The organism is Stenotrophomonas maltophilia group sp. P373 (genome assembly GCF_053295075.1).
Genome location: NZ_CM129994.1, coordinates 3778981 through 3805404, shown reverse-complemented (window position 1 = coordinate 3805404; position 26424 = coordinate 3778981). Strand labels below are relative to the sequence as shown.

The following is a 26424-nucleotide window of genomic DNA, read 5'->3' as shown; positions in this document are numbered from 1 at the left end:
TTCGGGTGCTTACTGCGACTTGAGCTGGATGGCCGGAGTGACCTGCATGGCGCGCCAGGCAGGCAGGAAACCGGCGGCAAGGCTGGCGAACAGGGTCAAGCCCAGCGCAAGCAGCAGCATGTTGCCGTCCAGGTGGGCCAGCTTTGCGTACTCCACCGGTTGCTGGCGCACCGCGAACAGGCCCAGCAGGGCCAGGCCGATGCCCAGCACGCCCCCGACCACGCCGACCGCGCCGGCTTCCACCAGGCACTGCAAGAAGATCTGGCCACGGCTGGCACCGAGTGCGCGGCGCACGCCGATCTCACCACTGCGGCGCAGGAACTTGGCCAGCAGCAGGCCCACCGTGTTGACCAGGCAGACCCCCAGGAAACCCAGTGCCAGCCACAGCTGCAGGCGCACATCGCTGGGCACCGCGCCGTTGAAGTCCAGCCATTCCATCACGGTGCGCAGGCGCACGTTCGGCGGGTGCTTGAAGCGGCCGGCCTGGCGCTGCTGGCTCGAATAGTTCTCCAGGTAGCGGCGGTAGTCGGCGGCCTTGGCCGGGTCCATCTCCACCCAGTACTGCAGCCACGCGCACGGCGCATTGAGCGAGTAGCTGTTGCCGTCGGGATTTTCGCCGAAGCAGTTCATGTTGCCGTTGCTGCCCAGTTTCAGGTCGAAGGACGTGGAAATCGGCAGCAGCAGGTCCTCGTTCTTGCCGTAGCTGCCGGTGGTCAGGTCGTAGAAGTGCGGCTCCGGGCTCCACTCCTTCATCACGCCGACGATGCGGTAGCTCTGGCCTTCCATGCGCAGGTCGCGGCCTACGCTGTTGGCGCCCTGGTAAAGCTTGTCGTTGAGCGCCTTGGAGATGACCACCACGCGTGCGCGGCCTTCGTCGTCCTCGCGCGTCCACGGGCGGCCGTACTGCATGGGCACCTCGAACATCGGGAAGAAATCGGCCGAGGTCCAGCGGGTGTCGATGCTGAAGGGCTTGAGGGTGCTGTTGTCCGGTTCGATGGTGCCGCCGCCGCCGCTCATCAGCGCCTGGCGCTCGCCCTTGGCTTCGCGCAGCAGGGCTTCACCGTCGAAGCGGGTCAACTGTGTTTCCGGCTCCTCGCCCGCGACATAGGCGCCGGTCGCGGCATCGAGCTGCACATAGAACAGCCGGTCACTCTTGCCGGGGATCGGGTCGCCGGACAGCACGTGGAACACGGTCAGGGTGGTCATCGAGGCACCGATGCCGAGGGCGATGGCCACCACCATCAGCGCAGTCAGGACCTTGTTGCGGCGGAAACTGCGTACCGCCAATCGGGCGTAGTAGGCGAACATGGGAATGCCCTCACTCGTTGACGGCGACGATGTGGCGCGGCGTGGCCAGCACCGGCTCGCGCACCAGGTCGGTGACCTGGCCGTCGACGATGTGCACGTTGCGCTGCGCGCGCGCGGCCAGTTCCGGATCGTGGGTGACCATCACGATGGTGGTGCCGGCAGCGTTGATCTCCTCCAGCAGTTCCATCACGCCGCGCGCCATCTGCGTATCCAGGTTGCCGGTCGGTTCGTCGGCCAGCAGCAGGCGCGGGCTGCCGGCCAGTGCACGCGCGATCGCCGCACGCTGCTGCTGACCGCCGGACAGCTCATTCGGGTAGTGCTTCATGCGCGAGCCCAGGCCGACCTGGGTCAGCGCCTTCTCGATGCGTTCGCGGCGTTCGTTGGCGCTCATCTTCCGATAGCGCAGCGGCACGTCGACGTTGTCGAACAGGTTGAGGTCGGGGATCAGGTTGAAGCCCTGGAAGATGAAGCCGATCTTCTGGTTGCGCAGGCGGCTGCGCGCATCATCGCCCAGCGTGCTCACGTCCTGGCCGTCGAGCACGTAGGTGCCGCTGGTGAAGGTTTCCAGCAGGCCGGCGATGTTGAGGAAGGTGGTCTTGCCGGAACCGGACGGGCCGGTGACGGCGACGAACTCGCCTTCCTTGACCTGCAGTTCCAGGGAGCGCAACGCGTGGGTTTCCACCTGTTCGGTGCGGAAGACCTTGGCGACCGAACGCATTTCGAGCATGTACATGGGGTGTCCTCTCTCCAGGATTCAGGTATCAGTTGACGGAGACGCGTTCGGCGTCCTTGAACAGGTCGCTGCCGGAGACCACGATGCGGTCGCCCGGCTGCACACCCGACTTGATTTCCACTTCGCCCAGGCTGCTGACGCCCAGTTCCACCGGGCGGCGCACGGCGGTGCGGCCATCCATCACGTAGGCCATGCCGTTGCCCTGTTCGACGAACGGGCCGCGCTCGACCTTCAGCACGTTCTTGCGGGTATCGAGCAGCACGCGCACCGACATCCGCTGGCTCTGGCGCAGGCCTTCCGGCTGCGCGCTGGCGAAGCGCACGCGGGCGTTGACCTCGCCGTTGACGACTTCCGGTGATACCGCGCTGATCTCGCCCGGGAACGGCTGGCCGTTGCCGCCGGTCAGCTGGGCCGGCATGCCGATCGCCAGGTCGCGGGCGAAGCTCTCCGGCACCTTGATCTCGACCTCGAACTTGGACAGGTCGACCACGCCCAGCACCGGCGCGTTGGCGGCCAGGTTGGTGGACTGCACCGCCTGGACCTGGCCGACCTGGCCATCGAACGGGGCGCGCAGGGTCAGTGCATCGACCTGGCGTTGCACTTCGGCCACCACGGCCTTCTGGCGGTCGGCCAGCAGGCGCTTGTTGCGGGCATCCAGGTCGGCGCCCTGGCTCTGCAGGCGCGCGTCGGTGGTGGCGTTGGCCAGGGTGATGTCGGCCTTCTTCAGTGAGTCCTTCGCCTTGGCCAGGTCGATCTGCGGCACCGCACCGCCGTCGTAGCCGCGCTGGTAGCGCTGCAGGTCGCGGTCGGCGGCCTGGCGTTCGATGGTGGCCTGGTCAGTTTCCTTGCGTGACTTGGCACGGGCCAGGGTCGCGTCCAGCGCGGCGCGGCTGGCCTCGGCTTCCAGGCCGGCCAGCGTTGCCTGTTCCTGGGCCAGCTTGCTGCGCAGTTCCGGGCTGTCGATGATCGCCAGCTCCTGGCCCTTCTTGACCACGTCACCGGCGACGACCTTCAGGTCCACGGTGCCGGCCGAGATCGCGTACAGGATCGGGCTGTTGGCGGCGATCACGCGGCCGTCGGCGGCGATGTCACGGACCAGGTCGCCCCGCTTCACCTCGGCGATGCGCACGCGGCTGCTGTCGAAGGAGCGGCTGGCATTGGACCAGGCATGGACCGCCCAGCCGATGCCGGCGAGCAGCGCAATGGCGCCCAGCGCCGGCCAGCGGTAGCGATGCCAGCTTGCGCGGGTGGTGCCGGCCGGGGCGGAGGAAACGATCTGGTCCTGTGCGGAAGTGTCGCGGATCATCGGGTGCGTGCCTGACGGTGGTAGCCAATACCAAGCACGTAGCGTGCCAACTTTATTTCCTTTCAGGTCAAGGGGTTGGGGATTTCGGGGGAGTGTCCGGGTGTCCGCGGACACCTTTCCGGACACTTTCATTAAGCGGACAGGAGGGGGAAGCCAGGCAGGCGGGCTAGAATGCGCCGATCGTCTCCAAGGAATCGCGTGACATGTGTGGAATCGTGGGTGCAATCGCTGATCGCGATGTGGTGCCGGTACTGATCGAAGGCCTGAAGCGGCTCGAGTACCGTGGTTACGACTCCTCGGGCATCGCAGTGATCGACCACGCCGAGCGCCCCGAAGTCCGTCGCGTCCGTCGTACCGGTCGAGTGTCGGAAATGGCCACGGCGGCCGAGGCCGAGGGCTTCAATGCGGTGCTGGGCATCGGCCACACCCGCTGGGCCACCCACGGCGGTGTCACCGAGGCCAATGCACATCCGCACATCAGCCACGGTGTGGCCCTGGTGCACAACGGCATCATCGAGAACCACGAAGAGCAGCGCGAGAAGCTGCGCGCGCTGGGCTACACGTTTGAATCGCAGACCGACACCGAGGTCATCGCGCACCTGATCCACCATCATCTGAAGGGCGGCGACGACCTGCTGGTGGCGCTGCAGCACACGGTGAAGGAGCTGACCGGTGCCTACGCGCTGGCCGTGGTCAGCCGCGCCGAGCCGGAGCGCTTCGTCTGCGCGCGCATGGGCTGCCCGCTGCTGGTCGGCCTGGGCGAGGGAGAGAACTTCGTCGCCTCCGACGTCTCGGCCGTGATCTCGGCCACGCGCAAGGTGATCTTCCTGGAAGAGGGCGACACCGCCGAGATCCGTCGCGACGGCGTGCGCATTTTCGATGAGCACGACCAGCCGGTCGAGCGCGATGTGCATCTGTCCGACGTGTCGCTGGCATCGCTGGAGCTGGGCCCGTACCGCCACTTCATGCAGAAGGAAATCCACGAGCAGCCGCGCGCGCTGGGCGACACCATCGAGGCGGCGATCGATGCCGGTGGTTTCCCGGCCGGGCTGTTCGGCAAGAACGCCGAAGCGGTGCTGTCGGGCATCGAAGGCGTGCAGATCATCGCCTGCGGCACCAGCTACTACTCGGGCCTGACCGCGCGCTACTGGATCGAGGCCATCGCCGGCCTGCCGTGCAGCGTGGAAATCGCCAGCGAGTACCGCTATCGCGCGGCCTACGCGAACCCCAAGCATCTGATCGTGACCATCTCGCAGTCCGGCGAAACGCTGGATACGATGGAAGCGCTGAAGTACGCCAAATCGCTGGGCCACAAGCACACGCTGTCGATCTGCAACGTGCCGGAAAGTGCGATTCCGCGCGCCAGCGAACTGGTCTGCTACACCCGCGCCGGCGCCGAGATCGGCGTGGCCTCGACCAAGGCCTTCACCACCCAGCTGGCCGCGCTGTTCCAGTTGACCGTGGTGCTGGGCAAGCTGCATGGCCGCATCGACGCGGCGCAGGAAGCGGACTATCTGGAACAGCTGCGCTTCCTGCCGGGCAGCGTGCAGCACGCGCTGAACATGGAGCCACAGATCGCCGCCTGGGCCGAGCGTTTCACGCGCAAGAGCAGCGCATTGTTCCTTGGCCGCGGCCTGCATTACCCGATCGCGCTGGAGGGCGCGCTCAAGCTCAAGGAAATCTCCTACATCCACGCCGAGGCCTACCCGGCCGGTGAGCTGAAGCATGGTCCGCTGGCGCTGGTGGACGAGGACATGCCGGTGGTGGTGATCGCCCCCAACGACAGCCTGCTGGAGAAGGTGAAGTCGAACATGCAGGAAGTGCGTGCGCGTGGTGGCGAGCTGTTCGTGTTCGCCGACCAGGACAGCAACTTCAATGAGTCCGAAGGCGTACATGTGATCCGCACGCCGCGCCATGCGGGCGTGCTCAGCCCGATCGTGCACACCATCCCGGTGCAGCTGCTGGCCTACCACACCGCGCTGGCGCGCGGCACCGACGTGGACAAGCCGCGCAACCTGGCCAAGAGCGTGACGGTGGAGTAAGGCATTCCCGGAGCTGTGGGATGCTGCATGCGAAAGGGGCCTGCGAGGCCCCTTTCGTTTGTGCCGGACGCAGTGCGAAGTGGGACAGCCGCCGGGCGTTCTGTCCGTCGTCGGCAGCAGGTAGTCATTCTTTAATGCGCGAAGCCGCCTGTATTCAGCGGCGGTTTCAGCCGCGGTGCCATTCTCTGGATCGTCAGTTGGTTCCCACGACGAACTGTCCTATCGATGCCGGTAGTGACCGAGGGTCGCAGTCGTAGAATCGATCTGGCCGAGGTTCGGGTTGAGTCGTTGAACCCGCCTCGTTGGCGTTGCAGCACGTCGTCTGCCGAGCCATTCCAAGCGGCAGCCGGGTGCGCCAGACGTGCGCTGAAAGGTCTGTTCCCGGGGAGGGGGCGTATCGGAAGAGCACACTTTTTTGACTTCAGTGACCTGCACCAGGAAACAAGAATGAACGTCCGCGAACTCCTGCAATCCAAGAAAGAAGCTGTCATCACCATCGATGCCGAAGACACGATCGGTGCCGCCGCCCACAAGATGAGCGCGAACAGGATCGCTGCGCTGGTGGTGATGAAGGACGATGCCCCGGTCGGCATCATTTCCGAGAAGGACATCGTGCGCACCCTGGCCGACGACGGCCCGCAGGCCGGCCGCCGGGTGATTTCCAGCCTGCCGTCCACCGGTCTGGAGGGCATTGCGCCGGAAGCCACGCTGAAACAGGCCATGTCGTTGATGACGTACTCGCGGCGCCGTCACCTGATGGTCACTGAAGGCACTCGCCTGGTCGGCATCCTCAGCCTGGGCGATATCGTGAAGAACCTGCTGGGCGAGCTGGAACTGGAAAAGGCGGTGCTGCAGGACATCTACATGGCCGCCCACTGAGGGCCGCAGCGCTGGATGCAGAGAAGCCGGGCATTGCCCGGCTTCTTCGTTCACGGCGCCGGTGATATCAGAAAGTGACCTTCACCGAATCGGCGCTGTAGTTCGCCGGCCCGTGATAGACCACTTCGATGTTGTTGCCATCGGGGTCGAGCACGAAGGCGCCGTAGTAGCCCGGGTGGTAGGGGCGTTCGCCTGGCGCGCCATTGTCGGTACCGCCGGCGGCGATCGCGGCAGTGTGGAAGGCATCAACGGTGGCGCTGTCGCGGGCCTGGAAGGCGAGATGGTGGCGGCCGGTCAGCTGGCCGGCGGCGGCACGGCTGCTGGCACTGGAAATGAACAGCTCGTCGGCCCAGAAGAAGTCTGGCCCTTCGCCGCCCAGTGGGATGCCGATCGTATCGAACACTGCCTGGTAGAAGCGGCGGCTGGCGGCCAGGTCACGCACCACCAGCTGGATGTGGTCGATCAGGCGGCCACGGTGCAGTTCCATCGTTTCCATACGAACCTCACAGAAAAAGGGGACGGAGGGGATTAAGTCGCTTCCAGCACAATAGTGCCAGAAACGGCTTAATCCCCTCCGTCCCCTTTTCGGGGTCAGACGTTGGCGATGATCTCGACCCAGTAGCCGTCCGGGTCCTTGATGAAGGCCAGGTTCTTCATGCGGCCGTCGGTCAGTCGCTTCTGGAAGGTTACCCCGAGGTCCTCGAAGCGCTGGCAGGCCGCCTCGATGTCCGGCACCGACACGCAGATGTGGCCGAAGCCGCGCGGGTCGCTGTTGCCGTCGTGATAGACCGCACCGTCCTGGGTTTCGGTGCCGTGGTTATGGGTCAGTTCCAGCACGCCCGGCAGGCCGGCCATCCACACGCGGCGCTGGCTGTCGTCTTCCGGTACCACCACGCCGGCAGGGACGTAGGCCAGGAAGTACAGGCTGAACTGGGCCTCCGGGAAGTCGCGCTTGTCGATCAGCTGGTAGCCGAGCACGCGGGTGTAGAAGTCCAGCGAGGCGGTGATGTCCTTCACACGCAGCATGGTGTGGTTGAACACGAAGCCGGTGGTTTCGGCCGGGGCCTGGGCGGCGACGCCGGGGACATCGCGCAGGGCGGGAATGGTCATGGGGGAGGTCCTTCAGACAGGGCCGTTGCCGGCCGGATGGGGGCATTCTACCGGCCAGCACCTGACGGTACCGCGACGTACAATGGCCGGATCGCACCGTTCCGTCCTGACAACGATTGCCCGCCATGTCGCAGCGTGAATGGGTGGCCGCCGCCATCCGCAAGATTGAAGCCGATTTCAACCGCTCCGCCGATACCCACCTGATCCCGCTGGCGCTGCCCGGGTTCGAGGGCATCGATGTGTACCTGAAGGATGAGTCGAGCCATCCCACCGGCAGCCTCAAGCACCGGCTGGCGCGCTCGCTGTTCCTGTATGCGCTGGCCAATGGCTGGCTGCGCGAAGGGCGACCGGTGATCGAAGCGTCCAGCGGCTCGACGGCGGTGTCCGAAGCCTATTTCGCGCGCCTGCTCGGCCTGCCGTTCATTGCAGTGATCCCGGCCACCACCTCGCCTGAAAAGATCGCCGCGATCGAGTTCCAAGGCGGCCGCTGCCACCTGGTCGAACGTGCCTGCGACCTCAACTGTGATTCGGAAAAGCTGGCCCGTGAAACCGGTGGCCACTTCATGGACCAATTCACCTACGCTGAGCGCGCGACCGACTGGCGTGCCAACAACAACATCGCCGAGTCCATCTTCAAGCAGATGGCCGAAGAGCCCAGCCCGGTTCCGGAATGGATCGTGTGCAGCCCCGGCACCGGCGGTACCGCCGCCACCCTGGGCCGCTATGTCAGCTACCGCCGCCACGATACCCGCATCCTGTGCGCGGACCCGGAAGTGTCGGTGTTCTTCGACGGCTACCGGGCCGCTGTGGCCGGTGGACAGGACTGGCGCGACCTGACCTGCAGTGGTGGTTCGCGCGTGGAGGGCATCGGCCGGCCACGGGTGGAGCCGAGCTTCATCCCGACCAGCGTCGATGCGATGGTCAAGGTACCCGACGCGCTGAGCCTGGCCGCGATGCGCCATGTCAGCCGCCAGCTCGGCCGCCGCGTCGGTGGCTCCACCGGCACCAACTTCATCGGCGTGCTGCAGGCCGCGCAATGGATGCGCGAGGCGGGCCACCAGGGCAGCATCGTCAGCATCCTGTGCGACAGCGGCGAACGCTACGCGCAGAGCTATTACGACCCGGCGTGGTACCTGCGCCAGGGCATCGATGTCGACGGCGCCGATGCACAGCTGGCCGCTGCGGTGGCCGGGCAGGGCTTCCCCGAGCTGCCATGGTGCAGCCTGGAAGCGCTGTAGCACGGACGAAGCTCGCGCCGGGCCATGCTGGCGATGCCAGGGGGCACCGCAGAGGCGTGCGTCGATTGGTAGAGTCGACTGTTAGTCGACTGCTCTACGTTCAGGTCGCGAAAATCCCGCGCTGCGCGCGAAAGTCGACTCCACCCGGTCGCCGGGGCGTCTCAATATCCCGCCGCGGTGAAGGCATCGAGCACCGCGTCGCGAAGCGCATCAGGCAACGCCTCGATGTCCATCGCACGGTCATCCAGGTGCAGGGTGGGATCCAGGATGCTGGCGCGGCCCTGGGCCAATGCCTGCAACCACAGCAACACGCAGATCACGAACTCGCGCTCATGGCCCAGCTGCAGCTGGCTGGCGCCGCGCTCGACTACTTCGAACGGGTACCACTCCTGGCTTTCATTGAACGTGCCGCCCTGCTGCAGCACCGCCTGCAACTGCTGCAGGTGGCGCGGGGCGTCGTCGCCGGCATCGCACAGCGCGGCGATCCAGGCCAGTTCGGCCGCGCTGGCAGACAGTGCCAGCGACCGCGCCGGTGAGGCGGATGCAACTGCAGCCAGACCTTCCATGTGGGGCCTCGTTCGGTACGTGCCGCTGCGGACTCCCCCGCACCCAGAGCTTCGGGGGGCGCGCGTAAGGCCGATGTGAATGCCGTGCCCCCTTGTCAGCGATGCCTGGCAGCGCCATATCTACCGGGCTGCCCGCCTGCCGGGCCCGTACTCTGGAGACCTGCCGTGACCGTTGCCAACCCCCTGCTCGATTTTTCCGGCCTGCCGCGCTTCGAGGCGATCCGCCCCGAGCACGTGGCGCCGGCGCTGGATGTGCTGCTGGCCGAGGCCGAAGCCGCCGTCAGCGCAGCCGAGCAGGTGCAGCCGGTCACCTGGCAGACCTTCGTGACCCCGCTGGACGATGCCACCGAGCGCCTGTGGCGCGCCTGGGGCCTGGTCGGCCACCTGCAGGGCGTGGTCAACACCCCGGAGCTGCGCGAGGCCTACAACAGCAACCTGCCGCGGGTGACCCGCTTCGCCAGTGTGCTGGGGCAGAACCTGGCGCTTTACCGCCAGTACCAGGCGCTGGCCGCCAGCCCGGAGGCGGCGCATTTCGATGAAGCCCAGCGCAAGGTGCTGGACAACACCCTGCGCGACTTCCGCCTGGGAGGCGCCGAGCTGGCGCCCGAGGCGCAGCAGCGTTTTGCTGCGATCAAGGAAGAACTGTCGGCGCTGTCGGCGAAGTTCTCGCAGAACGTGCTCGACGCCACCGATGCCTGGTCGCTGATCATCGAAGACGAAGCGCGGCTGAAGGGCCTGCCTGATGATGTGAAGGCCACCGCGCATGCCGCAGCACAGAAGGACGGCAAGACCGGCTGGAAACTGACCCTGCAGATGCCGTGCTACCTGCCGGTGCAGACCTGGGGCGAGGACCGCGACCTTCGCGAGATCCTGTACCGCGCCAGCGCCCAGCGTGCGTCCGAATTCGGCGATGACGCACTGGACAACAGCGGCAACATCGACCGCATCCTTGCCCTGCGCGCCGAACTGGCTGCGTTGCTCGGCTTCGATTCGTACGGCCATTACTCGGTGGCGACCAAGATGGCGCAGGACCCGGCCGAAGTGCTCGGTTTCCTGCGTGACCTGGCTGCGCGCGCCAAGCCGTTCGCCGCCAGGGACCGCGCCGAGCTGGAGCAGTTCGCGCGCGAACAGCTCGGCATCGACAGCCTGCAGGCCTGGGACCTGGCCTTCGCCGCCGACCGTCTGAAGCAGGCGCGTTACAGCTATTCCGAGCAGGAGGTGAAGCAGTATTTCACCGAGCCGAAGGTACTGGGCGGCCTGTTCTCGGTGATCGAGCTGCTGTACGGCCTGCGCGTGCAGGAGGACAGCGCGCCGGTGTGGCACGAGGATGTGCGCTTCTTCCGGTTGGTCGATGCGCAGGGTGCGCTGGTTGGCCAGTTCTACCTGGACCTGTACGCCCGCGAGGGCAAGCGCGGCGGGGCGTGGATGGATGATTGCCGCAACCGTCGCGTGCGCACCGACGGCAGCGTGCAGACGCCGCTGGTTTACCTGGTGTGCAACTTCGGCCGCGGTGCCAACGGCAAGCCGGCCACCTTCAGCCACAACGAAGTGACCACGCTGTTCCATGAGATGGGCCACGGCCTGCACCAGCTGCTGACCCGCATCGGCGAACTGGGCGTCGCCGGCATCAACGGCGTGGAATGGGATGCGGTGGAGCTGCCCAGCCAGTTCATGGAGAACTTCTGCTGGGAATGGGATCACCTGCAGGCGATGACCGCGCACGTGGACAGTGGCGAGCCGCTGCCGCGCGCGCTGTACGAGCGCATGCTGGCCGCGCGCAACTTCCACAGCGGCATGGCCACCGTCCGCCAGCTGGAGTTCGGCCTGTTCGACATGCTGCTGCACAGCCAGTTCGAACCAGCGCAGGACAGCGTGCTGGCACTGTTGGACCGCGTGCGCGCGGAAGTGGCGGTGAACCACCCGCCGGCCTGGAACCGCTTCCCGCACCAGTTCAGCCACATCTTTGCGGGCGGTTACGCCGCGGGTTACTACAGCTACAAGTGGGCCGAGGTACTCAGCGCCGACGCCTATGCCGCTTTCGAGGAAGCGCCGCAGGCACTGGCTGAAACCGGTGCACGCTTCCGTGATGAGATCCTGTCGCGCGGTGGCAGCCGCCCGGCGGCGGACAACTTCAAGGCCTTCCGCGGCCGTGCTCCGCAGATCGATGCGCTGCTTCGCCACTCGGGCATGGCGTAAGGCGTCGGGTAGGTGCCAACCTTGGTTGGCACTTCACCGCCATCCACGCATGGCGTGGTTCTACCGGAATGCTGGACAGCGGCCGGCACTACCGGTGGCGGGTCATTCGGCGTAGATCATCTTCCGGGTCATGCCGCCGTCGACGATGAAATCCTGGCCGGTGCTGAAACCGGACAGTGATGACAGCAGGTATACGGCCAACGCACCGATGTCCTCCGGCTGGCCGACGCGGCCGACCGGGTGTTGCGCATGGTCGGTGGCCGAATACTCCGGTGCGTGTCGCCGTGAGGGTGCCTGCCACTCGCAGGTGCCGATCCAGCCGGGACTGATGCTGTTCACCCGCACCGCCGGGCCGCTGCTGATCGCCAGCGCATGGGTGAAGGCCACCAGCCCGCCCTTGGCTGCGGCATAGGCTTCGCTGTGTGCTTCGGATTGCCAGGCGCGGGTCGAGGCGATGTTGATGATCGCACCGGCGGCGCTGGCGGTCAGCGCCGGCAACGCATGCTTGCTGCACAGGAACGCGCCGTGCAGCGAAGACAGCCGGCGCTGCCACTCGTCCCAGTCCATGTCCTGCAGCAGCGTGCCGTGCGGGCTGGCAATCCCCGCGTTGTTGACCAGCCCGTCGATGCGGCCGAAACGCTGCAGGGCCACGGCGATGAAGGCGCGCACGCTGGCTTCGTCGGTGATATCCAGGCGCTGGAACACGGCATCCTCACCACGCTGCCATTCCGCCAGGCACGCCTCGCCGGCCTCCATGTCGAGGTCGCCGATCAGCACGCGGCCACCGGCGCCGAGCACGGCCTGCGCGATGCCACGGCCGATGCCGTTGGCACCGCCGGTGACCAGCACCACCTTGCCCGACAGCGGCGCGGCCGGCCAAGCGGCAATCGGCGGTACCGTGCTCACGACAGGTCTTCGCCACGCAGGCGGCGATGCCAGCCGTCCACGCCGATGCGGTCCAGGGTCTGGATGTTGCGCTCGACGATCACATCCGGATCCGGATAGACGTCCACCGCGCGCGCCACGCTGTCTTCGCGCAGCAGGTGCAGGGTGGGGAAGGGCGCGCGGTTGGTGTAGTTGCTGGCGTCGTCGGCAGCCACGCCCTCGAACTGGTAATCCGGATGGAAGCTGGCCACCTGCAGGATGCCCTGCAGGTCCAGCGCCTCGATCGCCGCGTCGGCGTTGTCGAGGAAGTCGTTGTAGTCGAGGAAATCGGTCAGCACCTGCGGATGCACGATCAGCGTGGTATCGATCTGCTCGGCCGGCGTATCACGCAGCAGGACCAGTTCCTCGGCCAGCTGCTCAACCAGGGCTTCCGTCGTGGTCGCATCGCTGAGCACGATGCGGACCTGATCCTTCACGTAGACCGCCTTGGCGAACGGGCACAGGTTCAGGCCGATGACGATGCGTTCCAGCCACAGGCGGGTGGCGGCGATCGGGTCCTCGGTGGGCAGTTGGGCGTCGGTCATGGCGGGCACGTCGGCTGGCGGGGCGGACATTGTAGGCGCGTCGCTGGCAACGCGCCGTCGTACCGCAGGTGCCGGCGCCGGGCCATGCCCGGCGGCCAGATCAATCGCGGAAATTGTTGAACTGCAGCGGCAACTCGAACTTGCCGGCCTTGAGCACGGCGATGGCGTCCTGCAGGTCGTCGCGCTTCTTGCCCTGCACGCGCAGCTTGTCGCCATTGATCTGGCTTTCAACCTTCAGCTTGGCTTCCTTCAGCGCAGCGGCGATCTTCTTGGCGATCTTCTGCTCGATGCCCTGCTTGACGGTGATCTTCTGCCGGGCCTGGGCCAGGTTGGTCTCGATGTCGCCGAACTCCAGGCTGAGCACGTCGATGCCGCGCGCGGCCAGGCGTGCACGCAGGATGTCGTTCATCTGCTTGAGCTGGAATTCGGTCGGCGCGAACTGGTTGATCACATCGCCATCGCGTTCGAACTTGGCATCCACGCCCTTGAAATCGAAGCGGGTGGCCAGTTCGCGGTTGGCCTGGTCGATGGCGTTGGTCAGTTCGTGGGTGTCGACTTCGGACACGACGTCGAAGGAAGGCATGGGCGATGCTCCGCAGGATTCAGTGGCAGCCATTCTATCGCGAGGGCCCCATGCCCGCCGTTTGTAGAACCGAGCCCACGCTCGGCTGCTTTTTGAAGAGCGGCCGAGCTCTACAGAATGCGACGACCGGGCGATAATGGGCCATGAACGTGCAACGCTCCCCCTCTCGCGCGGTGGCCTGGATGGTCGCTGCGGTCGCCTGCTTCTCGCTGATGGATGCTGGCATGAAGCAGCTGTCGGCCAGCTACCCCACCCTGGAAGTAACCTTCCTGCGCGGCGCGGCCTCGTTGCCGTTCGTGCTGGTCTGGGTGCTGGCCAGCGCCGGGCCGCGTTCGCTGGTGCCGCGCCGCTGGGGGCTGCACCTGCTGCGTGGTGCGCTGGGCATGGCGATGATCGGCTGCTTCGTGTTCGCCCTGCGCGACCTGCCGTTGTCCACTGCCTACACCATCTATTTCGTGGCCCCGCTGCTGATCGCCGCATTGTCGGTGCCGCTGCTGGGCGAGCGGGTCGGGCCACGGCGCTGGGTCGCCATCGGGATTGGCCTGGTCGGCGTGCTGGTGGTGCTGCGGCCGGGCGTCGATGGCTTCATCTCGGTGCCGGGGCTGATGGTGCTGGCCGCGGCCACCGCCTATGCCATTGCGGCGATCACGGTCAGCCTGCTGACCCGCACCGATACCTCGCAGTCGATGGTGGTCTGGTTCCTGGTGATCATGGCCATCGGTGCCGGCCTGCTGGCCCTACCCGGCTGGGTGCCGCTGCAGCTGGCACATGCGCCGCTGATCGGTGGCATGGGCCTGGCCGGGGCGCTGGGCCAGATCGCCCTGACCAGGGCCTTCCAGCTGGGCGAGGCCTCGATGATCGCGCCGTTGGAGTACAGCGGGCTGGTCTGGGTGATCGGTTGGGACCTGGCCTTCTGGGGCCAGCTGCCCGATGGCTATACCTGGGTGGGCGCGGCGATCATCGTGGCTTCGGGGCTTTACCTGCTGCACCGCGAGCGGGTCAACCGGCAGGAACCACCGAAGCCGCTGGATCATCCCTGAACTGGTTTGGCCGGGAAGCGGGGTCAGAGCCCCTGCGGGGATCCGACCCCGGAACCCGCGCCGGAGCAGGTACGTTAGAACCAAAAGGAATAACATTCTGGCCCATGGCGCGGGCGCGCGACCGCCTGCGCTGGTAGGCTGCACGCCCCCTTCCGTCACCCAGCCGGTGAGCCACGCCCGTGATCGAGTTCCAGCGCCTGCACAAATCCTATGCCGTTGCCGGCCGCGAGATCAGCGCGCTGCAACCGTTGGACCTGACCATCGAGGCCGGTGAGGTTTTCGGCATCATCGGCCATTCCGGCGCCGGCAAGTCGACCCTGATCCGCATGATCAACCGCCTGGAAGAACCCAGCGGTGGCCGGCTGCTGATCGGTGGTGAGGATGTCACCGCGCTGGACGCGGACGGCCTGCGCGCGCTGCGTCGGCGCATCGGCATGATCTTCCAGCACTTCAACCTGCTGTCGTCGCGCACGGTGGCGGGCAATGTCGCCTTCCCGCTGGAACTGGCCGGCACGCCGAAGACGGAAATCGACGCGCGCGTGGCCGAGCTGCTGCAGACCGTGGGCCTGGAAGCGCATGCGCAGAAGTATCCGGCGCAGCTGTCCGGTGGCCAGAAGCAGCGCGTCGGTATCGCCCGCGCGCTGGCGACCCGTCCACAGATCCTGCTGTGCGACGAGGCCACCAGTGCGCTCGATCCGCAGACCACCGCTTCGGTGCTGTCGCTGCTGTCAAAGATCAATCGCGAGCTCGGCCTGACCATTGTGCTGATCACCCACGAGATGGACGTGATCCGCCGTGTCTGCGACCGCGTTGCGGTGCTCGATGCCGGCCAGATGGTCGAAACCGGTCCGGTCACCCGGGTGTTCCTGCACCCGCAGCATCCGACCACCCGCCGTTTCGTCAGTGAGTCGGAGCATGTGGACGAGGGGGCGCTGCACCGTGATTTCGATGCCGTTGGCGGCCGTATCGTGCGCCTGACCTTCCTCGGTGGCGACACCTACGAACCCCTGCTCGGCAGTGTCGCGCGGCAGACCGGGGTCGACTACAACATCCTGTCCGGCCGCATCGACCGGATCAAGGACACCCCGTATGGCCAGCTGGTGGTCGCCCTGGTGGGCGGCGACCAGTCCGCCGCGCAGGCCGCGTTCGTGGCCGCCGGCGTGCATGTTGAGGAACTGCGTCGATGATCATCGCTACTGCCGGCGGCTTCTTCCGCCACCTGGATGCGGGCAAGTGGGCCGACATCGGCCAGGCCACCATCGACACCCTGCTGATGCTGCTCGGTTCGCTGCCGCTGACCCTGGCCATCGGCCTGCCGCTGGGTGTGCTGCTGTACCTGTTCGGCGCACCGCAGATGAAGCGCCGGCCGTTCGCCTATGGCGTGCTGGCGCTGGTGGTGAACCTGCTGCGTTCAGTGCCTTTCATCATTCTGATGATCGTGCTGATTCCGGTCACCCTGTTCCTGATGGGGACGTCGCTGGGCGTGCGTGGTGCGATTGTGCCGCTGGTTATTGGTGCCGCACCGTTCTATGCGCGCCTGGTCGAGACCGCGTTGCGCGAGGTTGACCGCGGCGTGATCGAAGCTACCCAGGCAATGGGCGCCACTACCTGGCAGCTGGTTACCCGCGTGTTGCTGCCGGAAGCGCGCCCGGGCCTGATCGCCGGTGCGACGGTGACCACCGTCGCGCTGATCGGTTTCACCGCGATGGGCGGCGCCATCGGTTCCGGCGGCCTGGGCGATCTGGCGTTCCGCGACGGTTACCAGCGTTCGCACACCGACGTGGCCCTGGTCACCGTGGTCCTGCTGCTGGTCCTGGTGCAGCTGCTGCAGATGCTCGGCGACCGCCTGGTCGCGCATTACAGCCGCAAGTAACCGCTACGCCTGCTGGTAGCCGGCCAGCGGCCGGCTCTACCCCATTGCCTGGAAACGGTAGTGCCGGCCGCTGGCCGGCAATTCCACGTGCGGTCAACGCGCGTTCGGTACTTCGTAGCCCAGCTTGCCGACCTGTTCCGGATGCTGCGGCACGCGCTTGAGCTTGTCGGTGTTCACGCCGTACTCGTCGCGCAGGCGCTCGGCCAGCTCCTTGTACAGCGCTTTGTCCATGTCCGGCGTGCGCGAGAAGATCCAGGCCATCTCACGGCCCGGGTAGCCGATCAGTGCCCACGAATAATCCGGGGCGACGTCCAGCACCCGGGAGTGGGTCGGCACCACGCGGTAGAACCAGGTGCGCCAGCCGTGGTTGCCGCTGTCCGGGTCGACGCTGGCGCGTGCACGGATCTCCTGCAGGGGTTCGCCGAAGCCGTCGCGGTAGCGGTAGGTGATGCCGACCTTGTGCTCGTCGCGCAACTCGTACTCGTTGACGCTGGCGACGTGCCCGCGTTCGATGAAGTTCGGCACGCGGCCGATCACGTACCAGGTGCCCATGAAGCGCTTGAGGTCGATCGGGGCATCCGGATCGGCGCGCGGGACGCTGGCACGGGGTGATGGCGGCTCACCGACCGCCATGGCGGGGCCCGCCAGGGACAGGGCCAGCAACACGGCGCAGAGCGGGCGGATCGAAGTCATGCGGGAGCGGGCTCAGGAGGGCTTTGCCTGAGCATGGTCGACTGAGCGTGCGCGATCCGTCAATGGTGTCGCAATCTGTGAGAAGGGGCTTGCCCAAGCTGTGTTGCATTGTCTACCGGAGAAGGCCCATGAACACACGTTCCGTCCGTCACCCTGCAACTGAACGCATCATCGAACGCGCCGACCCGCGCCTGCTGCGTGGCGTGCGGCAACTGGCGCTGGCCGGACTGGCGCTGGTACTGGTCTGGCCAGCGGCACGTGGCAGCAGCGCGTGGTTGGGCTGGCTGCCGATGTGGCTGATCGGCATGCCGCTCGCGGCCTGGTGGGCGCTGCTGCGCTTCCCGCTGCCGCGCCTGTCGGGGCCGGCAAAGGTGCGGCGTACCGGTGGACAGGCGCGTCGCCGGCGCGGCCCGGCGGCCACGGCCTGACCTTCGACACGGGGGAGGCCGCGGCATTCCGTGCTAGCGTTCCACGGCTTATGACTGCCTGGAGCTGCAATGTCACGACTCGCTTCCGCCTGCCTGTTGGCCGGCATGATGACCGCTGCCTCGGTGGGGACCGCCGTGGCCGCTGAGGATACCGACCGCTACGCCTGGCTGGAGGACGTCACCGGCGACAAGCCGCTGTCCTGGGTCAAGGAACAGAATGCCAAGTCCGAGGCGCGCCTGGCGCAGACCCCGGCCTTCAAGCAGATGGAGACCCGCATCCGCGAGGTGCTCGACTCCGATGCCAAGATTCCGGGCGTGCAGAAGATCGGCGACTACTACTACAACTTCTGGAAGGACCAGCAGCACGAGCGCGGCCTGTGGCGGCGCACCACCCTGGCCGAGTACCGCAAGGCGTCGCCGCAGTGGGAGACCGTGCTGGACCTGGATGCACTGAACAAGGCCGAGGGTGAGAACTGGGTCTGGCACGGTGCCGATTGCCTGCGCCCGGATTACAGCCGTTGCCTGATCGCGCTGTCGCGCGGCGGCGCCGACGCCGACGTCACCCGCGAGTTCGACCTGGCCAACAAGACCTGGATCAAGGACGGCTTCTTCCGCCCGGAGTCGAAGGGGGGCCTCAACTGGGTCGATCGCGACACCGTGTTCGTCTACACCGACTTCGGTGCCGGCACGATGACCACGTCCGGCTATCCGCGCGTGGCCAAGCTGTGGAAGCGCGGCACGCCGATGGCCTCGGCCACGACGGTGTACGAAGGCAAGCCGGAAGACATGTACATCGCGGCGATGCACGATGACACCCCGGGCTTCGAGCGCAACCTGGTCAGTCGCACGCTGGCGTTCTACAACAACGAGCTCTACCTGCGTGGCGACGACGGCACACTGACCAAGATCGACGCGCCGAACTCGGCCGAGAAGGGCCTGCACAAGCAGTGGCTGACCCTGGAACTGCGCGATCCGTGGACCGTGGGCGGCAAGACCTATGCGTCCGGTTCGCTGCTGGCGACGAAGCTGGACGACTTCCTGGCCGGCAAGCGCGACTTCGAGGTGCTGTTCACCCCGACCGCGACCACCTCGCTGGCCAGCGCCACCTGGACCAAAAGCCACTTGGTGCTGAACGTGCTGGACGACGTCAAGAACCGCCTGTCGGTGCTGACCCCGGGCGCCAACGGCTGGCAGACGAGCCGCTTCGTCGGCGCACCTGCCTTCGGCACGCTGGGCGTGGCTGCAGTGGACAGCAATGACAGCGACGCGGTGTGGCTAACCGCCACCGACTACCTGACCCCGACCACGCTGGCGCTGGCCGAGATCGGCCAGGCCCCGGAAACACTGAAGACCATGCCGGCCTTCTTCGACGCCAAGGGCAAGGTGATCGAGCAGCACTTCGCCACCAGCAAGGACGGCACCCGCGTGCCGTACTTCGTGGTGCACGACAGGGCGATGAAGCTCGATGGCTCCAATCCGACGCTGCTGTACGGCTACGGTGGCTTCGAGATCTCGCTGACCCCGAGCTATTCCGGTGGCATGGGCCGCGCCTGGCTGGAGAAGGGCGGCGTGTACGTGGTGGCCAACATCCGTGGTGGCGGCGAGTACGGCCCGCGCTGGCACCAGGCGGCGCTGAAGCAGAACCGCCACAAGGCCTACGAAGACATGGCCGCGGTGGCGCGGGACCTGGTCAAGCGCAAGATCACCAGCGCCAAGCACCTGGGCGTGCAGGGCGGCAGCAACGGTGGCCTGCTGACCGGCAACATGCTGACCCAGTACCCGGAGCTGTTCGGTGCGGTGGTGGTGCAGGTGCCGTTGCTGGACATGAAGCGCTACAGCCACCTGTTGGCGGGTGCCTCGTGGATGGCCGAGTACGGCAACCCGGATACCAGTGACTGGGAGTTCATCAAGACCTTCTCGCCGTACCACCTGTTCAACGCGAAGAAGAACTACCCGCCGGTGCTGTTCACCACCTCGACCCGCGACGACCGCGTGCACCCGGGCCATGCCCGCAAGATGGCGGCGAAGATGATCGACGCCGGCAAGGACGTGACCTACTACGAGAACATCGAAGGGGGTCACGGCGGCGCCGCCAACAACGCGCAGGCCGCGCACATGTCGGCACTGGCCTACAGCTTCCTGTGGGAGCGGTTGGGCGGCAAGTAAGCAGAACGGAAAACGCCGCCCCAGGGCGGCGTTTTTCCTTATCCGGTAGGGCCAACGGCCGGCACTACCGTCAACGTGGTCCCTGCCAACGCTTCAATCCGCGCGCAATCCGCGCCACCGCCTCCTGCAATCGCGGTACCTCCTGGGTATAGGCCAGGCGCACGTGCTGGTTGGCACGATGGAAGCCGAAATCCAGGCCCGGGGTGAACGCCACGTGCTCGGTTTCCAGGAAATGCGCGCAGAATGCCTGCGCGTCGTCGGTGAACGCGCTGACGTCGGCGTACAGGTAGAACGCGCCCTGTGGCTCGACTTCGATACGGAAGCCCAGCTCACGCAGTGCGGGCAGCAGGAAGTCGCGACGCTGGCGGAACGCGTCGCGGCGCTGTTCGAAGATCGCCATCGATTCCTCGCTGAAACAGGCGAGGGCGGCATGCTGGGCGATGCTCGAGGCGCTGATGTACAGGTTCTGCGCCAGCTTCTCCAGATCCGGTACTGCGGACGGCGGCGCCACCAGCCAGCCCAGCCGCCAGCCGGTCATGCCGAAATACTTGGAGAAGCTGTTCAGCACGAACGCGCTGTCATCCACCTGCAGCACGCTGGGCGCATCCAGGCCATAGGTCAGGCCGTGGTAGATCTCGTCCACCACCAGGTGACCACCGCGCGCGTGCAGGGTCTTCGACAATGCCGCCAGCTCGGCGGCGGAAAGCACGGTGCCGGTCGGGTTGGCCGGCGAGGCGACCAGCGCGCCGACGCTGTCGGCATTCCAGTGCTGTTCCACCAGCGACGGGGTCAGCTGATAGGTGGTCTCCGGCCCGACCGGTACCAGTTGCGCACCGCCTTCCACCAGGCGCAGGAAGTGGCGGTTGCAGGGGTAGCCGGGGTCGGCCAGCAGCCAGTGGCGGCCGGGATCGACCAGCAGGCTGCTGGCCAGCAGCAGCGCACCGGACCCACCCGGGGTGACCAGGATGCGTTCAGGATCGATGTCCAGACCGTAGTGGCTGCGATAGAAACCGCTGATCGCCTGGCGCAGGGCCGGCAGGCCACGTGCGGCGGTGTAGCGGGTATGGCCGGCGGCCAGTGCGGCCTGGCCGGCCCGCACGACCGGTTCGGCCGTAGTGAAGTCCGGTTCGCCGATTTCCAGGTGGATCACATCGTGGCCGGCCTGTTCCAGTGCCTGCGCGCGGGCCAGCAGGGACATCACATGGAACGGGGCGATTTCATGGCTGCGCCGGCTGTAGCCCGGCGTGTGGGGCAGGGTACTCATGTGCCCATGGTACGCCGGCCGGCATGGCCCATGACGATCCGCAGGGTTGCCGCATTGCGGGGATTGGGGTCAGATCGCTTTTCGGGAAAAGGGATCTGACCCCGCCGAAGACCATTGCATTGATGCGCCAGGAACCCTACTTCATGAAGTCCACCCTCTGCCTGTTGCTCGCCAGCCTGATGACCACGACTGCTACCGCCGCCACTCCGCCCGTTCCGCCGGACGCCGCCAGGCATCCGCACGTGGTCAAGGCGCCGTTCGGCGCGACCCGCAACGATGACTATTACTGGCTGCGCGACGACAAGCGCGAGAACAAGGACATGCTGGCCTACCTGCAGGCCGAGAATGCCTACGCCGACCAGCTGCTGGCACCGCTGAAGCCACTGGAAGACACCCTGTACAAGGAGATCGTCGGCCGCATCAAGCAGGACGATTCCAGCGTGCCTGCGCGCGAGCGTGGCTACTGGTACTACAGCCGTTTCGAGACCGGCCAGGACTACCCCATCCACGCACGCCGCAAGGGCAGCATGGAGGCCGCCGAGGAAATCCTGCTGGACGTCAATACGATGGCTGCCGGCAAGGGCTACTTCAGCGTCGGCTCGATGGAGGTCAGCCAGGACAACCAGTTGCTGGCCTGGGCCGATGATGATGTCGGCCGCCGCCAGTACACGATCCGCTTCAAGGATCTGACCACCGGCAAGGTGCTGCCCGATGTGATCACCGGCAGCTCCGGCGACCTGGTCTGGGCCGACGACAACCGCACCGTGCTGTATGTCGAGAACGATCCGGAAACGCTGCTCACCGTGCGCGTGAAGAGGCACGTGCTGGGCACTCCAGCCAGCGCCGACACCGTCGTCTACGAAGAGAAGGACGACAGCTTCTACATGGGCATCGGCCGCACCCGCGACGATCGCTTCATCACCATCGGCGTGCACAGCACCGTGTCCTCGGAAGAGCGCTACGCACCGGCCAGCGATCCGACCACCTTCACCGTGCTGGCCCCGCGCCAGCGTGACGTCGAGTACGACGCCGACCACTACGACGGCCGCTGGGTGATCCGCACCAACGACGGTGCGAAGAATTTCAAGCTGGTCACCGCACCGACCGATGCCACCTCGCGTGCGCAGTGGAAGGACTGGATTGCGCATGACGATGCGGTGTTCATCGAAGGCTTCGAGCTGTTCGACAGCTACACCGCCATCGCCGAACGTTCCGAGGGCCTGGAGCGCATCCGCCTGCTGTACAAGGACGGCCGCAGCGACTACGTGAAGGCTGATGAGCCGGCGTACTCGATGGGCCTGGGCGACAACACCGAGGCCGATACGCCGTGGCTGCGCTACGTCTACACCTCGATGACCACCCCGACCACCGTGTTCGAACTGAACACCGCCACCGGTGAGCGCCGCCAACTGAAGGTGCAGCCGGTGATCGGCTATGACGCCTCGAAGTACGAAACCGACCGCGTCTGGATCACCGCGCGCGATGGGGTGAAGGTGCCGGTGTCGCTGGTCTACCGCAAGGGCTACCAGAAGGATGGAAAGGGCGCACTGTTCCAGTACGCCTATGGCAGCTACGGGATGTCGATGGACCCGTACTTCAACCAGACCGCGGTGAGCCTGCTCGACCGCGGCGTGGTGTATGCCATTGCCCATATCCGCGGTGGCCAGGAAATGGGCCGCGACTGGTACGAGAACGGCAAGCTGCTGCACAAGCAGAACACCTTCAACGACTTCATCGACGTCACCCGCGGCCTGGTCGCACAGGGCTGGGCGGCGAAGGATCGCGTCGCTGCGTCCGGCGGCAGCGCCGGTGGCCTGCTGATGGGCGCGGTGGCCAATCAGGCCCCGCAGGATTACCGGGTGATGGTGGCGCAGGTCCCGTTCGTCGACGTGGTCACCACCATGCTCGACCCGACCATTCCGCTGACCACCAACGAATACGATGAGTGGGGCAACCCGGAGCAGAAGCCGTATTACGACTACATGCTGTCCTACTCGCCCTACGACAATGTGAAGCAGCAGGCGTACCCGGCGCTGTTCGTGGGTACCGGCCTGTGGGATTCGCAGGTGCAGTACTGGGAGCCGGCCAAGTGGGTGGCCAAGCTGCGTGATCACAACACCGGCCCCTACCCGATCCTGTTCCGCACCAACATGGAAGCCGGCCACGGCGGCAAGTCGGGGCGCTTCCAGCGCTACCGCGAGCTGTCCGAGTCGTACGCGTTCGTGCTGCAGCAGCTGGGCATCGCCCAGCCGTAACGGCGAAGGGGGGCCGGGCGTTGCCGGGCACCCCGAACCGTTATCCTTGCGGCCATGAGCCTGCCCGAGCCCTCCGCATCCCGCGATACCGCCACGCCACCGCGCGTGGTGCGTTTCCGCTGGGCGTGGTGGCTGCTGGCCTATGTCAGCCTGGGCACCGGCATCGTCGGCATCTTCGTGCCGGGCCTTCCGACCACCGTATTCATCCTGATCTCGGCGTGGGCTGCATCACGTGGGTCCGAACGCCTGCACACCTGGCTGCTGCAGCACCCGCGCTTCGGCCCGGCCATCGCCAACTGGCAGGCACACGGGGCGGTCAGCCGCTATGGCAAGTGGATGGCCACGATCACCATGGCGGTGTGCGCCGCCATCATGCTGTGGTGCGTGCCGATCGCCTGGGTGAAGTGGTTCTCGATCGGCAGCATGACCGTGGTCGCAATCTGGCTCTGGACGCGGCCGTTGCCGCCACCGCCCGCAGATTGAGTGCCGGCGGTAGTGCCGGCCGCTGGCCGGCAACCCGATTCCCTGCACCAACCGCTCAGCCGCCAATGGCTATACTCGGGGCATGAAGATCCCCCATCGAAACGCCATCCTGATTCCGCTGGCAGCGGCCTCGCTGCTGCTCCTCGCCGCCTGCGGCAACAAGGGCCCGCTGGTACTGCCGCAGAAGCCGGTGCCGGTGGAGGAAACCGTCGAACCCGCTGCCGAGCCCGCCACCGAGGCGACCCCGGCGGAGGCCCAGGGCGCCGTTGCCCCCACCACGACCGTCGACCCGGCTGCAACGACCACTCAGCCGGCACCCGCGCCAGCGAAGAAGGCGGGCAGCGGGAATGAGTAAGGCCGGTTCCAGGGCCTTGCGCTTCAGCAAGATGCATGGCGCGGGCAATGACTTCGTGGTGATCGACCTGCGTGACGGTACTGCGCCGCCCACGCCTGAACTGGCCGCGCGCCTGGCCGACCGCCACACCGGCGTCGGCTGCGATCAGATCCTGACCATCGAGGCGCCACGTGCGGAAGGCTCGGTGGCCTCGTACCGCATCTGGAACGCCGACGGTTCCAATTCCGAGCAGTGCGGCAATGGCGCGCGCTGCATCGCGGCCTGGCTGGTGCGCGAAGGCAGCGCGCAGGGCGATGCATTCGTCATCGACAGCCCGCTGGCCAGCCATGAGGTAAAGGTGCTGGGTGAAGGGCAGTTTGCGGTGACGATGGGCGTGCCTGCCTTCGAGCCGGCCAACGTGCCGCTGATGGGCTTCGCCCACCCGCGCGAGGAATACCTGCTGCCGCTGCAGGGCGATAGCGTCCGCTTTGCTGCGGTGTCGATGGGCAACCCGCATGCGGTGATCGAAGTGGGCTTGATCGATGCCGCTCCGGTTGAACGCGTGGGTTCGCTGCTGCAGCAGCACGCGTCGTTCCCGCGCTCGGTGAACGTGGGCTTCGCCCAGGTGATGAGCCCGGCCCACGCCCGCCTGCGCGTGTTCGAGCGCGGTGTCGGCGAGACCCTGGCCTGCGGCAGCGGCGCCTGCGCCGCCGCCGTGACCCTGATGCAGCGCGGCCGCCTGCAGCGCGATGCGCGCATCAGCCTGCCCGGAGGTGACCTGCGCATCCAGTGGCCGGGCGATGGCCAGCCGGTGGTGATGGCGGGCCCGACCGCATTCGTCTTCGAAGGGGAGTGGATGGCATGACCGAAACCGTCGACAAGCTCGGGGCCCATGAAGTCGCCGCCTGGTTGCGGCGACATCCGGGCTTCCTCAAGCAGTTCCCGGACCTGGCCCTGACCCTGGTGGTGCCGCGCGATGACGGCCCGACCGCATCGCTGGCCAGCTACCAGCTGGAAGTGCTGCGCGAGAAGAACCGCGAGCTGGCACGACGGTTGGCCGATCTGGGCGCCACCGCCCAGGTCAATGAACGCCTTGCGGTGCGCACGCACCAGCTGACCCTGGCACTGATGAAGCAGGACAACGCGGCCGATACCCTGCGCGCGATGGCCGCATCGCTGCAGGAAGACTTCGCCGGCGACCTGGTGCGGCTGGTGGTGCATGCGCCGGTGGCCGGGCTGGAACAGGCCGACTGGCTGCAGGTGATTGCTGCCGATGATCCGCAACTGGGCCCGTTCCGCGATTGCCTGAACGACGGCGAGCCGATCTGCGGCCGCCTGCAGCCGGAAAAGAATGCCGTCCTGTACGGCGTGCGCAGCGAGGAAGTGCAGACCACCGCGCTGCTGCCGTTGCCGGGCGTCGGCCTGATCGCAGTCGGCAGCCACGACCCGAACCGCTTCTACCCGGGCATGGGTACGCTGTTCCTGCGCATGATGGGCGACGCCCTGGCCACTGGCCTGAAGCGCTTCCACGACTAAGCAGGACCGGACGACGATGAGCGCGGTACAGGCCTTCCTGCAGCATCTGCAGGTGGAGCGGCGGATGTCGGCGCATACGCTTGACGCCTACCGCCGCGACCTGGACGCGCTAGCGGTCTGGGCCGAACCGCGTGGCGTAGCGGTGGAGGCGCTCGATGCCGATGCGTTGCGCCAGTTCGTCGCCGACGAGCATCGCCGCGGCCTGTCGGCCAAGAGCCTGCAACGCCGCCTGTCGGCCTGCCGCAGCTTCTATGCCTGGCTGCTCAAGCACGCGCACATCGAGGTCAGTCCGGCAGCGACGCTGAAGGCACCGCGCGCGCCACGCCGGTTGCCACAGGTCCTCGACGCCGATGAGGCGGTGCAGCTGGTCGAGCTGGAGCCGGAAGGTGAGCTCGGCCGCCGTGACCGCGCGCTGCTGGAACTGTTCTATTCCTCCGGCCTGCGTCTGAGCGAAGTCTGTGCGCTGACCTGGCGCGACCTGGATTTCGACAGCGGGCTGGTCAACGTGCTGGGCAAGGGCAACCGCCAGCGCCGCGTGCCGTTCGGGCGGCCGGCACGCGAAGCACTGCAGGCGTGGCGCGCGGAAAGTGGCGGTGGTCCGGCATCGCCGGTGTTCCCCGGTCGCAACGGGCCAATCAGCCAGCGTGCGGTGCAGATCCGCATCCGCCAGCTGGCGCAGCGCCAGGGCCTGTTCAAGCAGGTGCACCCGCACATGCTGCGGCACAGTTTCGCCAGCCACATCCTGGAATCGTCCGGCGACCTGCGTGGTGTGCAGGAGCTGCTGGGCCATGCCGACATCGCCACCACGCAGATCTATACCCACCTCGATTTCCAGCACCTGGCCAAGGTCTATGACGCCGCGCATCCGCGCGCCAAGCGTCGACGCAGCACCGAGGGCAGCGGAGAAAGCTGAACGTTGGCC

At 66.7% G+C, this 26424-nt stretch carries 26 protein-coding genes; 15 read left to right on the top strand and 11 right to left on the bottom strand.

Annotated elements, in window-relative coordinates; genetic code table 11:
• Positions 1-9: 9 nt before the first annotated feature.
• From ACSYHF_RS17525 to ACSYHF_RS17515, 3 genes are read right to left on the bottom strand one after another with little or no spacing between them, the layout of a single operon-like run.
• Positions 10-1308 carry an ABC transporter permease gene (locus tag ACSYHF_RS17525; RefSeq protein ID WP_005419489.1) on the bottom strand — a complete coding sequence of 433 codons (1299 nt, stop codon included), beginning with the start codon at positions 1306-1308 and terminating at the stop codon, positions 10-12.
• A 10-nt stretch (positions 1309-1318) separates the two neighbouring features.
• On the bottom strand, positions 1319-2041 hold the full coding sequence (locus tag ACSYHF_RS17520) for an ABC transporter ATP-binding protein (protein ID WP_447575853.1): 723 nt from the start codon (positions 2039-2041) through the stop codon (positions 1319-1321).
• Positions 2042-2069: 28 nt separating this feature from the next.
• Positions 2070-3347, bottom strand: coding sequence for an efflux RND transporter periplasmic adaptor subunit (locus ACSYHF_RS17515; RefSeq protein ID WP_005419485.1), 1278 nt, complete (start codon positions 3345-3347; stop codon positions 2070-2072).
• 203 nt (positions 3348-3550) lie between these two features.
• Between ACSYHF_RS17515 and glmS the strand changes: the two genes are divergently transcribed.
• Entirely contained in the window at positions 3551-5389 is a 1839-nt protein-coding gene (glmS, locus tag ACSYHF_RS17510; protein ID WP_447575852.1) for a glutamine--fructose-6-phosphate transaminase (isomerizing), read from the top strand.
• 447 nt (positions 5390-5836) lie between these two features.
• Complete coding sequence (locus ACSYHF_RS17505) at positions 5837-6268, top strand: CBS domain-containing protein (protein ID WP_005411115.1); 432 nt, start codon at positions 5837-5839, stop codon at positions 6266-6268.
• Between the two features lie 67 nt (positions 6269-6335).
• Here the strand turns inward: ACSYHF_RS17505 and ACSYHF_RS17500 are convergent, their stop codons facing one another.
• On the bottom strand, positions 6336-6764 hold the full coding sequence (locus ACSYHF_RS17500; protein ID WP_019660719.1) for a VOC family protein: 429 nt from the start codon (positions 6762-6764) through the stop codon (positions 6336-6338).
• A gap of 95 nt (positions 6765-6859) precedes the next feature.
• Positions 6860-7378 (bottom strand): lactoylglutathione lyase, encoded by a 519-nt coding sequence (gloA, locus tag ACSYHF_RS17495; RefSeq protein ID WP_134955650.1) that lies wholly within the window; start codon positions 7376-7378, stop codon positions 6860-6862.
• A gap of 125 nt (positions 7379-7503) precedes the next feature.
• Between gloA and ACSYHF_RS17490 the strand changes: the two genes are divergently transcribed.
• Positions 7504-8616, top strand: coding sequence for a PLP-dependent cysteine synthase family protein (locus ACSYHF_RS17490; RefSeq protein ID WP_329846016.1), 1113 nt, complete (start codon positions 7504-7506; stop codon positions 8614-8616).
• Positions 8617-8777: 161 nt separating this feature from the next.
• Here ACSYHF_RS17490 and ACSYHF_RS17485 read toward each other — a convergent pair whose 3' ends face one another.
• Complete coding sequence (locus ACSYHF_RS17485; protein ID WP_005419475.1) at positions 8778-9182, bottom strand: hypothetical protein; 405 nt, start codon at positions 9180-9182, stop codon at positions 8778-8780.
• A 165-nt stretch (positions 9183-9347) separates the two neighbouring features.
• Between ACSYHF_RS17485 and ACSYHF_RS17480 the strand changes: the two genes are divergently transcribed.
• The gene (locus ACSYHF_RS17480) at positions 9348-11378 is read left to right on the top strand and encodes a M3 family metallopeptidase (protein ID WP_329846015.1); all 2031 of its coding nucleotides are present in this window, start codon (positions 9348-9350) and stop codon (positions 11376-11378) included.
• 102 nt (positions 11379-11480) lie between these two features.
• Here ACSYHF_RS17480 and ACSYHF_RS17475 read toward each other — a convergent pair whose 3' ends face one another.
• From ACSYHF_RS17475 to ACSYHF_RS17465, 3 genes are all read right to left on the bottom strand, one after another.
• On the bottom strand, positions 11481-12284 hold the full coding sequence (locus ACSYHF_RS17475; RefSeq protein ID WP_053497564.1) for an SDR family oxidoreductase: 804 nt from the start codon (positions 12282-12284) through the stop codon (positions 11481-11483).
• Positions 12281-12847: a DUF1415 domain-containing protein gene (locus ACSYHF_RS17470; RefSeq protein WP_033834530.1), complete on the bottom strand. Its 567-nt coding sequence runs from the start codon at positions 12845-12847 to the stop codon at positions 12281-12283. Before ACSYHF_RS17470 ends, ACSYHF_RS17475 begins: the two co-directional genes overlap by 4 nt.
• A gap of 100 nt (positions 12848-12947) precedes the next feature.
• Positions 12948-13430, bottom strand: a complete 483-nt coding sequence (locus ACSYHF_RS17465; protein WP_005419468.1) for a YajQ family cyclic di-GMP-binding protein — start codon at positions 13428-13430, stop codon at positions 12948-12950.
• A 143-nt stretch (positions 13431-13573) separates the two neighbouring features.
• On the opposite strand from ACSYHF_RS17465, the gene ACSYHF_RS17460 reads away from it, so the two are divergent.
• From ACSYHF_RS17460 to ACSYHF_RS17450, 3 genes are all read left to right on the top strand, one after another.
• Positions 13574-14470, top strand: coding sequence for a DMT family transporter (locus ACSYHF_RS17460; RefSeq protein WP_005419466.1), 897 nt, complete (start codon positions 13574-13576; stop codon positions 14468-14470).
• A gap of 179 nt (positions 14471-14649) precedes the next feature.
• The gene (locus tag ACSYHF_RS17455) at positions 14650-15657 is read left to right on the top strand and encodes a methionine ABC transporter ATP-binding protein (RefSeq protein WP_033834529.1); all 1008 of its coding nucleotides are present in this window, start codon (positions 14650-14652) and stop codon (positions 15655-15657) included.
• Entirely contained in the window at positions 15654-16343 is a 690-nt protein-coding gene (locus ACSYHF_RS17450) for a methionine ABC transporter permease (protein ID WP_014038544.1), read from the top strand. Before ACSYHF_RS17455 ends, ACSYHF_RS17450 begins: the two co-directional genes overlap by 4 nt.
• A gap of 93 nt (positions 16344-16436) precedes the next feature.
• On the opposite strand, the gene ACSYHF_RS17445 is transcribed toward ACSYHF_RS17450, so the two are convergent.
• Entirely contained in the window at positions 16437-17036 is a 600-nt protein-coding gene (locus ACSYHF_RS17445; protein ID WP_005419460.1) for a lipocalin family protein, read from the bottom strand.
• A gap of 128 nt (positions 17037-17164) precedes the next feature.
• On the opposite strand from ACSYHF_RS17445, the gene ACSYHF_RS17440 reads away from it, so the two are divergent.
• Positions 17165-17464, top strand: a complete 300-nt coding sequence (locus ACSYHF_RS17440; RefSeq protein ID WP_095378272.1) for a hypothetical protein — start codon at positions 17165-17167, stop codon at positions 17462-17464.
• Positions 17465-17533: 69 nt separating this feature from the next.
• Positions 17534-19630: a prolyl oligopeptidase family serine peptidase gene (locus ACSYHF_RS17435; RefSeq protein WP_095378273.1), complete on the top strand. Its 2097-nt coding sequence runs from the start codon at positions 17534-17536 to the stop codon at positions 19628-19630.
• A gap of 70 nt (positions 19631-19700) precedes the next feature.
• Here ACSYHF_RS17435 and ACSYHF_RS17430 read toward each other — a convergent pair whose 3' ends face one another.
• Positions 19701-20894, bottom strand: coding sequence for a pyridoxal phosphate-dependent aminotransferase (locus tag ACSYHF_RS17430; RefSeq protein WP_005419455.1), 1194 nt, complete (start codon positions 20892-20894; stop codon positions 19701-19703).
• Between the two features lie 143 nt (positions 20895-21037).
• Between ACSYHF_RS17430 and ACSYHF_RS17425 the strand changes: the two genes are divergently transcribed.
• The 6 genes from ACSYHF_RS17425 (at position 21038) to xerC (ending at position 26415) form a co-directional block, all read left to right on the top strand.
• On the top strand, positions 21038-23149 hold the full coding sequence (locus tag ACSYHF_RS17425; protein WP_032954542.1) for a S9 family peptidase: 2112 nt from the start codon (positions 21038-21040) through the stop codon (positions 23147-23149).
• A 54-nt stretch (positions 23150-23203) separates the two neighbouring features.
• Complete coding sequence (locus ACSYHF_RS17420) at positions 23204-23632, top strand: YbaN family protein (protein ID WP_005419450.1); 429 nt, start codon at positions 23204-23206, stop codon at positions 23630-23632.
• A gap of 82 nt (positions 23633-23714) precedes the next feature.
• The gene (gene lptM / locus ACSYHF_RS17415) at positions 23715-23987 is read left to right on the top strand and encodes an LPS translocon maturation chaperone LptM (RefSeq protein WP_065178023.1); all 273 of its coding nucleotides are present in this window, start codon (positions 23715-23717) and stop codon (positions 23985-23987) included.
• Positions 23980-24831 carry a diaminopimelate epimerase gene (gene dapF / locus ACSYHF_RS17410; protein ID WP_338167770.1) on the top strand — a complete coding sequence of 284 codons (852 nt, stop codon included), beginning with the start codon at positions 23980-23982 and terminating at the stop codon, positions 24829-24831. The genes lptM and dapF overlap by 8 nt, the downstream gene beginning before the upstream one ends.
• Positions 24828-25502, top strand: a complete 675-nt coding sequence (locus ACSYHF_RS17405) for a DUF484 family protein (protein ID WP_005419445.1) — start codon at positions 24828-24830, stop codon at positions 25500-25502. Before dapF ends, ACSYHF_RS17405 begins: the two co-directional genes overlap by 4 nt.
• A gap of 16 nt (positions 25503-25518) precedes the next feature.
• Complete coding sequence (gene xerC / locus ACSYHF_RS17400; protein ID WP_005419436.1) at positions 25519-26415, top strand: tyrosine recombinase XerC; 897 nt, start codon at positions 25519-25521, stop codon at positions 26413-26415.
• The last annotated feature ends 9 nt before the right edge of the window (positions 26416-26424 follow it).